General features: G+C 67.9%; 9 protein-coding genes. All 9 read left to right on the top strand.

Translation table 11 applies throughout. From position 1 onward, the window contains the following. The first annotated feature begins 37 nt into the window (after nucleotides 1-37). Nucleotides 38-490, top strand: coding sequence for an adenylyltransferase/cytidyltransferase family protein (locus ACIPR8_RS17335; protein ID WP_192285823.1), 453 nt, complete (start codon nucleotides 38-40; stop codon nucleotides 488-490). Next, nucleotides 490-3,000, top strand: coding sequence for an FkbM family methyltransferase (locus ACIPR8_RS17340; RefSeq protein WP_446541823.1), 2,511 nt, complete (start codon nucleotides 490-492; stop codon nucleotides 2,998-3,000). The genes ACIPR8_RS17335 and ACIPR8_RS17340 overlap by 1 nt, the downstream gene beginning before the upstream one ends. Further along, nucleotides 2,997-4,277, top strand: a complete 1,281-nt coding sequence (locus ACIPR8_RS17345) for an ATP-grasp domain-containing protein (RefSeq protein ID WP_446541824.1) — start codon at nucleotides 2,997-2,999, stop codon at nucleotides 4,275-4,277. Before ACIPR8_RS17340 ends, ACIPR8_RS17345 begins: the two co-directional genes overlap by 4 nt. Continuing rightward, entirely contained in the window at nucleotides 4,274-5,788 is a 1,515-nt protein-coding gene (locus tag ACIPR8_RS17350) for a glycosyltransferase family 2 protein (RefSeq protein ID WP_446541825.1), read from the top strand. The genes ACIPR8_RS17345 and ACIPR8_RS17350 overlap by 4 nt, the downstream gene beginning before the upstream one ends. Nucleotides 5,789-5,872: 84 nt before the next feature. Further along, nucleotides 5,873-7,003 carry a DegT/DnrJ/EryC1/StrS family aminotransferase gene (locus tag ACIPR8_RS17355; protein ID WP_446541826.1) on the top strand — a complete coding sequence of 377 codons (1,131 nt, stop codon included), beginning with the start codon at nucleotides 5,873-5,875 and terminating at the stop codon, nucleotides 7,001-7,003. Nucleotides 7,004-7,019: 16 nt separating this feature from the next. Further along, entirely contained in the window at nucleotides 7,020-8,291 is a 1,272-nt protein-coding gene (locus ACIPR8_RS17360; RefSeq protein WP_446541827.1) for a CDP-glycerol glycerophosphotransferase family protein, read from the top strand. Next, nucleotides 8,288-11,800 (top strand): glycosyltransferase, encoded by a 3,513-nt coding sequence (locus ACIPR8_RS17365; protein ID WP_446541828.1) that lies wholly within the window; start codon nucleotides 8,288-8,290, stop codon nucleotides 11,798-11,800. Before ACIPR8_RS17360 ends, ACIPR8_RS17365 begins: the two co-directional genes overlap by 4 nt. Before the next feature lie 223 nt (nucleotides 11,801-12,023). Continuing rightward, nucleotides 12,024-12,380 (top strand): flagellar hook-basal body complex protein FliE, encoded by a 357-nt coding sequence (gene fliE, locus ACIPR8_RS17370; RefSeq protein ID WP_132863458.1) that lies wholly within the window; start codon nucleotides 12,024-12,026, stop codon nucleotides 12,378-12,380. Between the two features lie 12 nt (nucleotides 12,381-12,392). Then, on the top strand, nucleotides 12,393-14,039 hold the full coding sequence (fliF, locus tag ACIPR8_RS17375; protein ID WP_446541829.1) for a flagellar basal-body MS-ring/collar protein FliF: 1,647 nt from the start codon (nucleotides 12,393-12,395) through the stop codon (nucleotides 14,037-14,039).

Here is a 14,039-nt window from a genome sequence, read left to right on the forward strand (position 1 = left end):
GTCACAAGGCAATCATGGCCATCTGGAATCGCACATCATGGCGCTTGTTCTGACCTACGGGACGTTCGATCTTCTGCACGTGGGGCACGTGAACCTGTTGCGTCGTGCCCGCGAGCTGGGCGACCACTTGCTGGTCGGCCTGTCCTCGGACCGGTTCAACGCCATCAAGCGCAAAACCGCAACCCAGTGCTACGCCGACCGCGAGGCCGTGCTGCGTGCGATCCGCTATGTCGACGATGTCTTCCCCGAGGACAGTTGGGAGCAGAAGGCCACCGACATCCAGCGTTACGGCGCGGACATCCTGGTGATGGGCTCGGACTGGACCGGGCACTTCGATGCGCTGGCCCGCCATTGCCAGGTCCGCTATCTGCCGCGCACCGAGGACATCTCCAGCTCCGCCCTCAAGGCACGCATCCGCCTGGATGGCTTGGACCCACCACCTGCCGACAATGCACCGCAGGCCACTGCCCTGCTCGCCGGAGTGCGCTGATGCTGCCTGTCTTCCATATCCACGCCCTCGCCGGCGAGGGCCGCGACCTGTGGCTCCACCTGCAGCCGGCCCCGCGTGGCATCAGCGCCCTTCGCCTGCGCCGCCGTGACGGCAAGCGCTGCGTGCCGCTGGACGTCCTGCTCGAAGGCGATGCCGCGCGCACGCGCTTGCCCGGCCCGGCGCTGCTGGAAGACACCCCCCAGCGCTGGGATGTGCAGATCGAAGTGGGCAATACGGGTCAGTTCCAGCAATTGATCGGAACCACCGCTGATGGCGCGGACCGCCACTTTTTCCGTGATGCCGTGCAGGCCCATGGGCTGTCGGCCTACCTGAGCGACAGCGCCAGCTCGCTGGCCTTGTTCACCGCACCGCTGGAGCAGCACGCGATGACCGTCGAAGCGGAGAACCTGCGCGCTGCATTTCCCTCCCTGCTCGAGCAACTGCCCCTGCAGGAGGACCTGGTCCTGTTCGAGAGCTTCTTCGGCAGGGCATACGCCGGCAACCCCCGCTACATCTACGAGGCACTGCGCCGGATGCGCCCGGACCTGCGCTGCGTCTGGGCCTACAACGGAGACGAGCAGATCCCGGGTAATCCGCAGCGGGTGATCCGCGGCTCCGCCGAGTACCTCCGCCTGCTCGCGCAGGCCAAGTACCGTGTCAACAACATCCTGTTCACCGCGCACGGGCGCAAGCCGCAGACGCGCTACCTGCAGACCTGGCACGGCACGCCGTTGAAGCGGCTGGGCTACGACATCACGGTGACCGGGCCGGAAGTGGAGGCACGCGACAACCTGTACCGCGAATCCCGTGCCTGGACATTGCTGTTGAGCGAGAACCGCTATTCCAGCGATGTGCTCCGGCGGGCCTTCCGTTACGACGGCCCGATCCTGGAAGCCGGCTACCCCGTGGCCGATCCACTGGCAGCACCGGTCAGCGCACGGGAGGACACCCTCGCCCGGCTGGCGCTGCCGTCCGGTCATCGCTTCGTGCTGTATGCCCCCACCTGGCGCGACAGCCAGCAGGTCGGGCATTGGCAGTTCGATTTCGACCTGCAACTGGATCTGGCGAAGGTCGCCGCGGCCCTGGCTCCGGACCAGATCCTGCTGCTGCGCGGCCACCACCTGGTCAGCACGGGGCTGCAGGACCTGACGCTTCCGGCCAATGTGCGCGATGTATCGCACGTGGACGATGCCAGCGAGCTGTGCGCGATCGCCGACGTGCTGATCACCGACTACTCCTCGATCTTCTTCGACTACGCCACCACTGGCCGGCCGATCCTGTTCTATTGCTACGACCTGGAGCATTACGCCGAACAGGTCCGCGGCTTCTACCTGGACATGGCCCAGGACCTGCCCGGACCAATCGCACGCAGCACCGAGGAGCTGGTGGCCTTGTTGGCGGACCTGCCCGCCGTCCAGGCTAGCCACGCGGACCGCTACGCGGCCTTCCGGGAGCGTTTCTGCGCGCTCAACGACGGCAGCGCCGCCGAGCGCGTCGTCGATGCGTTCTTCGGCCCGTTCCCATCACCCAGCCGGTTCCTGTCCGACCTGGTGGCACTGGCTGGCAACGGCCCGGCGGAAGACGATGCGCGCCTGCGAGGCCTGATCCAACGCTATCTGGCGGACGCCGAGGCGATCTCAACGCTGCTGTACGAGCGGCTGAGCTCCCCCGAGCAGGAGCGCTTCCTGGTCTGGTTCCTCAAGCGCTGGGCCGGCATCGACCGCGTTGCCCCGGCGGAACTGGCGCACTACCTCGCCGAGGTCGATCGCATCCGCGCCGAGCCCCGCCCGCCGATCACCATCGGTGACGGCCGGTACGTGCTGCAGGACCTGCGCCCGCAGGGCCATGACTTCCGCCTGGCCAGCTATGCGTGGGCATTGAGCATCCACGACATCCTGTTCGACCAGTACCAGAGTGAGGATTTCCGCGTCCGCCCGGGCGAGGTCATCATCGATGCCGGCGGATTCATCGGCGACACCGCCGTCCTGTTCTGCGCCAAGACCGGCAACGATTGCCAAGTGCACGCCTTCGAGCTGCTGGACGAGAACATCGCCCTGTTCGAGCACAACCTGCACCTCAACGGCGTGGCCGACCGGGTCGTGCTCAACAAGCGGGCGTTGTCCGACCACAGCGATGGCTCGCTGCTGATCAGGCAGGCCAGGCTGCAAGGTGCCACATCGGTCGGTGCCGGGGACGGCCCGGGCGAACGCATCGCCACCATCACCCTGGACGACTATGTCGCCCAGCACGCGCTGCACCGCGTGGACCTGATCAAGATGGACATCGAGGGATCGGAGATCCCCGCGCTGCTGGGGGCCGTGCAGACCATCCGCCGGTTCCGCCCCAAGCTGGCGCTGTGCCTGTACCACAAGTGGGACGACGTGCTGACCATCCCCCGCTTCATCGCCGGACTCGGTATCCCCTACCGCTTCAACTTCAAGTGGGTGCAGCTGCCACAGGGCTGGGAAGCCGTCCTGCTGGCCCAGCCCTGCGAGGAAGCGCGGCCATGACGGTGAACGTGCTGGTCTTCCCCTGTGGCTCGGAGATCGGCCTGGAGATCCATGCCGCCCTGCGCCATGCCAAGGACGTCTGCCTGCACGGTACTTCGTCGGTATCGGACCATGGCGAGTTCGTCTATGCGCGGTACCACCAGATCACCGCACAGGCCGACTCGGCCGAGCTGGTTTCCCAGCTCAACGCACTGATCGATGCATGGAGCATCGACCTGGTGGTGCCGGCGCATGACAGCGTGATCCCCGTGCTCGCCGACAACCAGCAGCGGCTGCATGCCCCGGCGATGGTGCCCGAGCCGGCCATGGCAGCGATCTGCCGCAACAAGAACCTGACCTACGGGCGGCTGCAGGGCCTGGGCATCGTGCCGCGCCGCGTCGAACTGGGCAGCGCCGACTACCCGATCTTCGCCAAGCCGGCAGTCGGCCAGGGCAGCCAGGGCGCCGAGCGGGTGGATAACGACGAACGCCATCGGCTGCTGGCCGACAGTGGCATCGAGTACGTGTTCAGCGAATACCTGCCCGGCACCGAGTACACCGTGGACTGCATCTCCAGCGCCGACGGCACCCTGCTGCATGCCGCTGCGCGGGTACGCGGGCGGGTCAAATCCGGGATCAGCGTGCGCACCGAGCCGGTGGTCACGGCCCCCGAGCTTGAGGCGATGGCACTGGCCATCGCCGCGGAACTGCGCCTGAAGGGCGCCTGGTTCTTCCAGGCCCGACGTGACCGGCAGGGCGTGCCCAAGCTGCTGGAAGTCGCCCCCCGCATCGCCGGCTCGATGGCATTGAACCGCATGCGTGGCATCAACTATCCGTTGCTGGGCATCTACGCCTACCTGGGAAAGCCCTTCACGGTCATGCCCCAGCACTACCCGTTGGTCATGGACCGCGCGCTCGGCAACCGCTGGCGGGCGGAGCTGGCCTATGAGCGTGTCTACCTGGACCTGGACGACACCCTGCTGGTGCGGGGTGCGCCGGAGCCGCAGGTGATGGCGCTGCTGTACCAATGGAACACGCGGGGAATCCCGGTGGTGCTGGTGACCCGGCACGCCACCGAGCCGGTGCAGACGCTCGCACGGCATCGCATCTGCGCGGACTTGTTCGAGCGGATCGTGCACCTGCGCGATGGCTCGCCCAAGAGCGCCGTGATCCCGCCAGGGGAGTCCGCCATCTTCATCGACGACGCCTACCGCGAGCGCGCCGACGTGGCTTCCACGCGCGGCATCCCGGTATTCGATGTGGATGCAGTGGAACAACTGAGGGAGGTTCGTGCATGACTCAGGCCGCCCTGCCCCGCGTCGACGGCACACCGCTGCTGTCGATCGTGGTGCTGGTCTACAACACCGCCCCGTTCCTGCGGGAGTGCCTTGATTCGCTGCTGGAACAGGACTATCGCAACATCGAGGTCATCGCCATCGATGATGCCAGCTCCGACGACAGCCTCGCGATCTGCCGGGAGTACGAGGCGCGCCACCCGAACTTCCGCTGCATCAGCAAACACAACGAAGGTGGCGCGGTTTCAGGCAACCTCGGCGTGTCGCTGGCGCGTGGTCGTTACGTGGCGCTGGTTGACTCCGATGACGTGGTCACCCGCGATGGCTACCGCCTGCTGATGGAACAGGCCGTGCAGGCCGACGCCGACATCGTCATCGGCCGGGCGGCGCGACTGCAGGATGGCAAGCTCTCGTCGGTGGCATTCCTGTATGAGCCGTATGTCTGGTCGCGGCGCCGCAGCTTCGACTCGGTGGACGGATTCCCCGACGTCATCCACGACTGCTTCTACTGGAACAAGGTGTTCCGTACCGATTTCCTGCGGGAGAACGGGCTGGGCATGGTCCCGGGCCTGCTTTACGCGGACCGCCCGTTCGTCCACCGCGCGTACTGGTACAGCCAGCGTACGGTGATCATCCCGGACCTGGTGTACCACTGGCGCCGGCGCCCCGAGGGCGCCATTGCGTCCATTTCGCAGAACATCCGCCAGGCCGACAACTTCATCGACCGCATCCGCTCGATGAAGCTGGAGTGGCATGATTTCGATGACGTTCCCGCAGCGGCCGGCTACCGGCGCGCGATCGCCGTGGCCAACCTGCAGCGTGCCCTGCACGCCGCGCCTGGCATCGTGGCGTCTCCGAGCTTTCGCAAGGTGTTCATCGCGCAGATGCAGGAACTACTCGCGCTGTATGGCGAGCTGGACTGCAGGGCGCTCGGTGCCAGGCGCTGCCTTTACCTGGAGCTGATCAGGCGCGGCGAGGTCGAAGCCCTGTGCTTCCTGCTCGGCGTGACCAGTGAACGGGGCTGGATCGCGGAAATCGAGGGTGCCTGCTATTGGAAGCAGCCCTTCCTGGACAACCCGGAGATCGCCCTGCCGCGCAGTGCCATGCGCCTGGAGTTCCCGAACATCGGCTTCTTCAGCCTCCGGGACATCTCGCTGGACGAGGACAGCCTGGACCTGACCCTGGACCTGCACGACCGGATCATGGCCGGTTGCCAGGTCTGGTTCGAGCTGCATGCGATCCAGGGCGAAGGCAGTTGGGAGTTCCAGCCCGAAGGCAGGACCGCCGAGCACCGCTGGCGCTATCGGCTGGACATGCGGGCGCCGGACTGGAAGCCCGGCAATCTGTACGGGCTGGTCCTGCACTATCGCACCGCTGACGGCATCCACGGCCGCTACCGGATCGGCCCGGCGATGGTGCCGCCCGGATGGCCTGCCTCGCTCCCGTTGCGCTCGTCGCTGGGCAGCCTGCTGTTCTCGGCCGAGGCCGGTGGCATGGGACTGGCCGTCAACTGACCGGCGCCGCCCCCGCAGGCACGGGAGTTGCATGTCCCTGCTCGCCGGCACTCCGCCGAAGCCATGCCCCCGGGCCCACCTGCGATGACGACCAAGAAGCCGATCCCGGTCACCAGCCCCCTGCTGCCCCCGCTGGAGGAATTCGTTCCCTACCTGGAACGGATCTGGGAAAGCCGCATCCTGACCAACGGGGGCAGCATGCACCAGGCGCTGGAAAAGGCCCTGTGTGCCTACCTCGGGGTCGAGCACATCGCCCTGTTCGCCAATGGCACGCTGGCGCTGGTCACCGCGCTGCAGTCGCTGCGCATCACCGGCGAGGTGATCACCACCCCGTATTCGTTCGTGGCCACCGGCCATTCGCTGCTGTGGAATGGCATCAAGCCGGTGTTCGTGGACGTGGACCCGGTCACCTTCAACCTGGATCCGGCCCGGATCGAGGCGGCGATCACGCCGCAGACCACTGCCATCATGCCGGTGCATTGCTACGGCACGCCCTGTGACGTGGATGCCATCGGCCGCATCGCCGACAACTACAACCTACGCGTGATCTACGACGCCGCGCATGCCTTCGCCGTCGGCGATACCCGTGGCAGCGTACTGCGGCACGGCGACCTGTCGGTGCTCAGCTTCCATGCCACCAAGGTGTTCAACACCTTCGAAGGCGGCGCCATCATCTGCCCGGATGCCCGCACCAAGCAGCGCATCGATCACCTGAAGAACTTCGGCTTCGTCAACGAGACCACCGTGGTGGCACCCGGCATCAACGGCAAGATGAACGAGGTCAGCGCCGCGTTCGGCCTGCTCCAGCTCAAGCACATCGACCGGGCGCTGGAACGACGCGCGGCCATCGATGCGCTGTACCGTCACCGCCTGGCGGGGATCGCCGGCATGAAATGCCTGTCCCGGCCATCGGACGTGCGCCACAACCACGCCTACTTCCCGGTGCTGGTCGGCGACGACTACCCGTTGCAGCGCGACGAGCTGTACCACCTGCTGCGTGCCGAGAACATCCTGGTACGACGCTACTTCTACCCGCTGATCAGCGAGTTCCCGATGTACCGCGGCTTTCCGTCCGCCGCGCCGGACAACCTGCCGGTGGCGCACACCGCCGCCCGCCAGGTGCTGTGCCTGCCGATCCACCCGGACCTCCCGGACGCCGAGGTGGACCGGATCTGCGACCTGCTGACCGCACATGCGCGGGTCCGCGCCGCGTGATGGAAGCTTGGCCGTGATGCCCGCATGGCTGGGGAAGCCGCTGCTGCTGGCGTGGCGGCTGCTGGACCTGCTGGTCCCCAAGCGCAGCGATCACTGGGCATTCTTCGACCATCCGCTCAAGCCCGGCCAGTTCATCGAGAACGCGCGCGCGGTCTTCGAGCAGGTGAAGGACGACCCGCGCGTCCATTGCCGGGTGTTCGTGCGTGGCGGCCAACGGCCGCCGGACGTACACGATCATGCGCACGTCCGCGTGGTCCGGCTGGACTCGCTGGCCGGCCTGTGGGCGCTCGCCCGCTGCGGCGTGTTGCTGCTGACCAACTCCACCGCCCTGGACATGTCACTGCCCTGGCGCAACGGTCGCTACGCTGCGCCTCGGCCCTGGCTGCACCGGCGCGTCACCATCAACCTCTGGCACGGCATTCCGCTCAAGCGGCTGTTCGCGCTGGCCAACCCGGACCAGCGCCAGCACGGCGACCGTGACCGGTATCGGCGCCGCGAACGCCGTTTCTACACCGGGCTGGTGGCCTCCTCGGCCATCGATGCCTATGCGATGGCGGCGATCTTCCATCCGCTGCCGCCGACGCATGTCTGGGTCACCGGGCTGCCACGCAACGACTTCCTGCGCATCGCCGAGGACGCCTTGCCGGTCGGCCTGCGCGAGGAAGCCAGCCGGGTACGGGCGCTGCGCGGCGAACGGCGCCTGGTGCTGTACGCGCCTACCTACCGTGATGCCAGCGTCGCCACCGAGCGTGCATACCGTTTCAGCGATGACGAGGTCGCGCAGTTGAAGCAGGTACTGCGCCGCCATGACGCGGTGCTCGGCCTGCGCGGCCACTATCTGGTCAACGCGCCGGCGCCACTGGACCCGGCCCGCCATCTCGATGGTGATGTGCTGCTGGACCTGGGCCATGCGCACTTCCAGGAAATTGCACCGCTGCTGCGCGAAAGCGCGCTGGTGATCACCGACTACTCGTCGGTCTACATCGATGCGCTCTACCTGGACCTGCCGGTGCTCGGCTTCGCCTATGACCTGGAGCACTACCGCACCCGCCAGAACGGGCTGCTGTACGACCTGGAGCTGGCGTTCCCGGGGCCGATGACCACCACCTTCCCGGCCCTGCTCACCGCGCTGGACGCCGCGCTCGCACAGCCGCAGCACCCACCGGGCGAGCGCTACCTCACCGCCCGTCGCCTGTTCTTCCAGCACCTGGATGCCAACAACTCCCACCGCGTGGTGCAACGGATCCACGCCGCGATCGCTGCAAACAGCCCTGCCCGATGCCAATGAACCCGTCCTCCTCCCCCGCTCCGCTGGTCAGCGTGGTGATCCCGGCCTACAAGGCCCGCTGGCTGCTGCAGGCCCTGGAAAGCGTGCGCCGGCAGACCCATCGCCCCTTGGAGATCGTGGTCTGCGACGATTCGGCTGCCGGTTACGTACAGACGGCCGTGGAGGCCTTCGCTGCACGGGTGGACTTCCCGGTGCGCTACTCGCGCAACCCCACCCGCCTGTGGGAGGTGCGCAGCACCGCGCGTGCGATCAGCCTGGCCGAAGGCGAGTACATCAAGTTCCTGCACGATGACGACGTGCTGCACGAGGACTGCATCGCAACCCTGCTGGAGTCGTTCGAGCGCGTTCCGGGCCTTGCGCTGGCAACCGCCCGTCGCCGGCTCATCGATGAGGCAGGGATGCCCTTGCCCGATGAGCTTCCCACTGCTTTCCCGGCCAACCATGACGTATGCATCGACGGCCGCGACCTGATCGACTTCTTCGGTGACAATACCCTCAACTTCCTCGGCGAGCCCAGCGTCGCGCTGTGCCGGCGCGCCCCGTTGCTGGCGATGGGCGAGCAGCTGGCCACACTCGACGGTACCCACATTGCCTGGCTGGCCGACGTCGCCATGTACGTCAAGCTGCTGCATCAGGGCCCGGTGGCGATCAGTGCGCGCCCGTTGGTCGACTTCCGTATTTCGCGCCACCAGTTCAGCCAGCGCGGACGGGATCGCCCCGGTGTCGCCGAGAACTGGCACGAGGCATTCCGTCAGGCGCTGCGCAATCTGGGCTGGTATCGCGGCGGCGACACCCGTCAGGTAACCATTGCACCGCTCGACGGGCACCGGCCGGCGGAAAAGGTGGACCTGGTCTCGGCGCTGGAACAGGCGTTGCTGATCGCGCAGGCACGCTGGCCGCTGCACGACTGGCAGGCTCGACGCCAGCTCAACCCCGCGCAGCGCCAGGCGCTGGACACCGCGTTGCAGCAGCTTCCACGCAACAGCGTGGAGATCGTGATCCGCGCGGACGGCCAACCGGCCAGTGCCCTGCGCAGGACGCTGGGCAGCCTGCCACTGCAGGCCCGCACCGCCGAGGTGGTCTGCCGCTGCATCCTCGGCGCCGGGCACGCGCCCGATGGACTGGACCCGGCGTACCGCCGGCTCGCTGCCGGGACCACGCTGGACGAAGCTCTGCGCACCAGCCCTGCCGACTGGGTGCTGTTCGTGGAGGCCGGCGCAGAGTTCCATGTTGCCGGCCTGCGACGGCTGCTGGCGGCGCTCGCCCACGATGATGCCCCCGCACGCGCCCTGTACTGCGACGAGTGGCATGTGGATGCGCAGCACAACCTGGCACCCTCGTTGCGGCCAGGAATCAACCTGGACCTGCTGCTGGAAAACCCGACGCAGTTGGCGGGGCACTGGTTGTTCCGCCGGCATGCCGCGCTGGCCATCGGCGGGCTGGATGCCGATGCAGGTGCTGCAGCCGAACTCGACCTGATCCTGCGCCTGGTCCAGCACGGCGGGCTGGAAGGCATCACGCATATCCCCGAACCCCTGCTCAGCTGTGCTCCGCCCCGTGCCGACGATGCTGCCCGGCAACAGGTCATCACCGCGCACCTGCACGCGCGGGGATACCCCGATGCAGTGGTCACCCCACGCGGCAACGGCCTGTACCGGGTCGACCATGGCCACCGGGCGCAGCCGCCGGTCACCCTGATCCTGGTCGTTTCCCGGGACACCGTGCTGGCGTCGCTGGAGCGCTGCGTGGTCTCCCTGCTGGAGAAGACCGCCTACCCGCATTACGAGCTGCTGTTGATCGACAACGGCGCCGGGCCCGACGCCAGCCAATGGATGCAGCAGGTCGAACCATTGGCCGGGGGTCGCATCCGCGCCTTTGCCTTCGACCCACCGTTGCCGCACGCGGCCGCCTGCAATGTCGCCGCCGGGCAGGCGAGCAGCCCGTTCCTGCTGTTCCTGCGCGCCGACGTGGCCGCGTTGCAGCCGCACTGGCTGGACGCGCTCGTGAACCATGCACTTCGTCCCGAGGTGGGCGTCGTCGGCGGCAAGACCATCGCCGCCGATGGCAGCATTACCCACGCAGGCCTGGTGCCTGGCCTGCTCGGCAGCGGCGGGCGGGCCTTCGCCGGCATGCCGATGGACGCGCCGGGCTACATGCACCGCCTGCAGGTCGCGCAGGACTACACGGCCGTGTCCGACAGTTGCCTGTTGATCGGCGCGGAGCTGTTCGCCGGGCTGGACGGCTTCGACCACGCCACCTTCGCCGATCACGGCGCTGACGTGGACCTGTGCCTGCGCGCGCGTCAACACGGCTACCTGACCGTATGGACGCCCGACGCCCTGCTGCTGCATTCGGTCCAGGCCGCGCCGTTGCCCGAACCCGCAGAGTCGGCCTTGTTGGAGCGCTGGCTGCCCGCACTCGCCCACGATCCGGCCTACAACCCCAGCCTGCGCCTGGACGTCCCGGGCGGCTTCCGCCTCGGCGAATCCGATTTCTCCTGGCAGCCCCTGCCCTGGCGCCCGCTGCCACGCCTCCTCGCGCAGCCAGCCGACCCCTGGGGCAGCGGCCACTACCGCGTGATCCAGCCATTGGAGGCACTGAAGCAGGCCGGCCTGGCCGAGGGGATCCTGTACGCCACCGTGCTGGATCCGGTCGAACAGGCGCGCATCGATCCGGACGTAGTCGTCCTGCAGCGCCGCATCAGCGACGCGGACCTGGCCAGCATCCAGCGCATGCGCCGCTTTTCGCGGGCCTTCACTGTCTACGAGATCGATGACTACCTGCCCAACCTGCCGCTGAAGAACATCCATCGCGAGCACATGCCCAAGGATGTCCTGCGCAGCATGCGCCGGGCGCTGGGAATGGTGGACCGCTGCGTGGTGTCCACGCCGCAGCTGGCCGAGGCGTTGCACGGCCTGCACACCGATATCCGGGTGGTACGCAACCTGCTGCCACCTGCATGGTGGACGGCGCTGCCTCATCCGCCGCGTCCTGCCCCGGGCAAGCCCCGGGTCGGCTGGGCCGGTGGTGTCGGCCATACCGGCGACCTGGAACTGGTCGCCGATGCCGTCATCGAACTTGCCGCGGACGTGGACTGGGTGTTCTTCGGCATGTGCCCGGAACGCCTGTTGCCGTACGTGGCCGAGTTCCATTCCGGCGTGGACATCCGTCTCTACCCGCGTGCGCTGGCCGGCCTGCAGCTGGACCTGGCGATCGCGCCGCTGGAGGACAACCGCTTCAACACCTGCAAGAGCAACCTGCGCCTGCTCGAGTACGGTGCCTGCGGCGTGCCGGTGGTGTGCAGCGACGTCGGACCGTACCGGGACCCGTCACTGCCGGTCACCGGCGTGCGCAACCGTCACCGCGAATGGGTGGCGGCCATCCGCGACCATCTCTCCGACCCCGCTGCCAGCGCGCAGGCGGGTGCCCGGTTGCGCGAGGCCGTACACCGCGACTGGATGCTGGAAGGGGCGAACCTGCAGGAATGGCGTAACGCCTGGCTGCCCTGAGCCGCGCTTGGAACCCGTCGCCGCCCGACGCCCGCCCCGCGCGGGCGTTCGTCGTTATGGCGGCATCCACGCCCAGGCGGCCAGTCGGCGAACCGTCGTGCGCCATCAGCCCGTCGGTTTCCCGACGCCGCGGCATCCTCATTCACGTAGATCAAGGCCTCCGGGTTCCGGCACGCAACTTGCAACCTCCCCTGCAGATCGACTGCTACCGGAACCCGTTTCGATGTCCCACTCCATCACCTCCGTCCTTTCCCAGATCCGCAGCCTGCAGAACCAGGTCGGCCAGGTGGCGCCGACTGGCGACCTGCCGCGCAGCAACGCCATCGAGGGATTGACCGGGGGCAACGCCGTCAATGCACCGTCGTTCAGCCAGACCCTGCAGGGCGCACTGAAGAGCGTCAACGAAACCCAGCAGAAGTCCGGCCAGCTGGCGGCCGCCTTCGAACGCGGTGAGCCCGGCGCCGACCTGGCCAAGGTGATGGTCGCCGCCCAACAGTCCCAGCTGGCCTTCCGCGCCACCGTGGAAGTCCGCAACCGTCTCGTCCAGGCTTACCAGGACGTGATGAACATGCCGCTGTAAGGATCCAGACGCATGGCATTCGCGCTGTCCAAAGAGTCGTTGAACACCGAGCAGGCCGGGGCCTGGTTCGACCGTCTGCAGAGCCTGCAGATCACCCGCCGGCTGGGCCTGATGGCCATGATCGCCGTCGCCGTGGCGGCCGGCCTGTTCGTGTTCTTCTGGTCGCAGAAGGCACCGATGGTGCCGCTGTACACCGGCCTGGATGACAAGGCCACGGCCCAGGCCACCGACCTGCTGCGGGCGGCGCAGATCCCGTTCAAGCTCGATGCGGCCACCGGCGCCATCACCGTGCCGGAAGCCAACGTGCACGATGCGCGCCTGAAGCTTGCCGGCTCCGGGCTGACCGACAGCGGGCGGCTCGGCTTCGAGCTGATGGAGCGCGACCCCGGTTTCGGCGTCAGCCAGTTCGTGGAGAACGCCCGCTACCAGCACGCGCTGGAAACCGAGCTGGTCCGCACCATCACCAGCCTGCGCCCGGTGCGTGACGCCCGCGTGCACCTGGCCATTCCCAAGCCCAGCGCGTTCACCCGCCAGCGCGACGTGGCCAGCGCCTCGGTGGTGCTGGAACTGCGTGGCGGCCAGCAGCTGGAACGCAACCAGGTTGACGCCATCGTGCACATGGTGGCCTCCAGCATCCCGGACCTGGCCCCGGAACGGGTAACCGTGGTCGACCAGAGCGGCCGCATGCTCACCATCGCCGACCCCAACAGCGATGCCGCGCTCAACGCCGCCCAGTTCGACCAGGTGCGCCGCCTGGAGAACTCCTACAACCAGCGCATCCGTGAGCTGCTGGAGCCGATGACCGGTGCCGGCCGGGTCAACCCGGAAGTCAGCGTGGACATGGACTTCTCGGTCACCGAGGAGGCCCGTGAGCTGTACAACGGTGAGCCGCAGAAGGTGCGCAGCGAACAGATCAGCGAGAACACCAGCAACGTGGCCGGCCCGCAGGGCGTGCCCGGCGCGGCCAGCAACACCCCGCCCGGCCCCGCCGCTGCGCCGGCGCCCACCGCCGCCGCACCGACCGAAACCTCCAAGAACGCCACCCGCAACTACGAGCTGGACCGCACCCTGCAGCACACCCGCCAGCCGGCGGGCCGGGTCAACCGCGTGTCCGTCGCCGTGCTGGTCGACCACGTGCCGCGCGCCGGCAGCAACGGCAAGACGGTCGACCAGCCGCTCAGCGCGGCCGAGCTGACCCGCGTGGAGGCACTGGTGAAACAGGCGGTCGGCTTCAACGCCGAACGCGGTGACACCGTGTCGGTGATGAATGCCCCGTTCGTACGCGAGGCCCTGCCGGTGGAAGAACCCAAGCTGTGGGAGAACCCGCAGCTGCGCGACTGGCTGCGCATGGGCCTGGGCGCGATCGTGGTGCTGGCACTGCTGTTCGGCGTGCTGCGCCCGGCCCTGCGCCAGATCTCCAGTCCTCCCAAGGCATTGGCCAGGAACGAGGACCCGCTGCGCGCCGACGTGCAGGTGATGGATGATGACCTGCTCATGCCCGATGCCCTCGGCAACGACCGCCTGCAGCTCGACGGCTCCGCGCCGCTGGCGCTGCCGGTGGATGCCTACGAGGAACGCCTGCGCATGGCGCGCGAGGCGGTCCGCTCCGACTCCAAGCGCGTCGCCCAGGTGGTGAAGGGATGGGTGGCCAATGACTGA

It is taken from the genome of Stenotrophomonas sp. LARHCG68, assembly GCF_052871705.1.

What these genes read in the sequence shown, in the direction of transcription:
- ACIPR8_RS17335 (WP_192285823.1), top strand. Translation starts at nt 38, where the DNA reads ATGGCGCTTGTTCTGACCTACGGGACGTTCGATCTTCTGCACGTGGGG.
- ACIPR8_RS17340 (WP_446541823.1), top strand. Translation starts at nt 490, where the DNA reads ATGCTGCCTGTCTTCCATATCCACGCCCTCGCCGGCGAGGGCCGCGAC.
- ACIPR8_RS17345 (WP_446541824.1), top strand. Translation starts at nt 2,997, where the DNA reads ATGACGGTGAACGTGCTGGTCTTCCCCTGTGGCTCGGAGATCGGCCTG.
- ACIPR8_RS17350 (WP_446541825.1), top strand. Translation starts at nt 4,274, where the DNA reads ATGACTCAGGCCGCCCTGCCCCGCGTCGACGGCACACCGCTGCTGTCG.
- ACIPR8_RS17355 (WP_446541826.1), top strand. Translation starts at nt 5,873, where the DNA reads ATGACGACCAAGAAGCCGATCCCGGTCACCAGCCCCCTGCTGCCCCCG.
- ACIPR8_RS17360 (WP_446541827.1), top strand. Translation starts at nt 7,020, where the DNA reads ATGCCCGCATGGCTGGGGAAGCCGCTGCTGCTGGCGTGGCGGCTGCTG.
- ACIPR8_RS17365 (WP_446541828.1), top strand. Translation starts at nt 8,288, where the DNA reads ATGAACCCGTCCTCCTCCCCCGCTCCGCTGGTCAGCGTGGTGATCCCG.
- fliE (WP_132863458.1), top strand. Translation starts at nt 12,024, where the DNA reads ATGTCCCACTCCATCACCTCCGTCCTTTCCCAGATCCGCAGCCTGCAG.
- fliF (WP_446541829.1), top strand. Translation starts at nt 12,393, where the DNA reads ATGGCATTCGCGCTGTCCAAAGAGTCGTTGAACACCGAGCAGGCCGGG.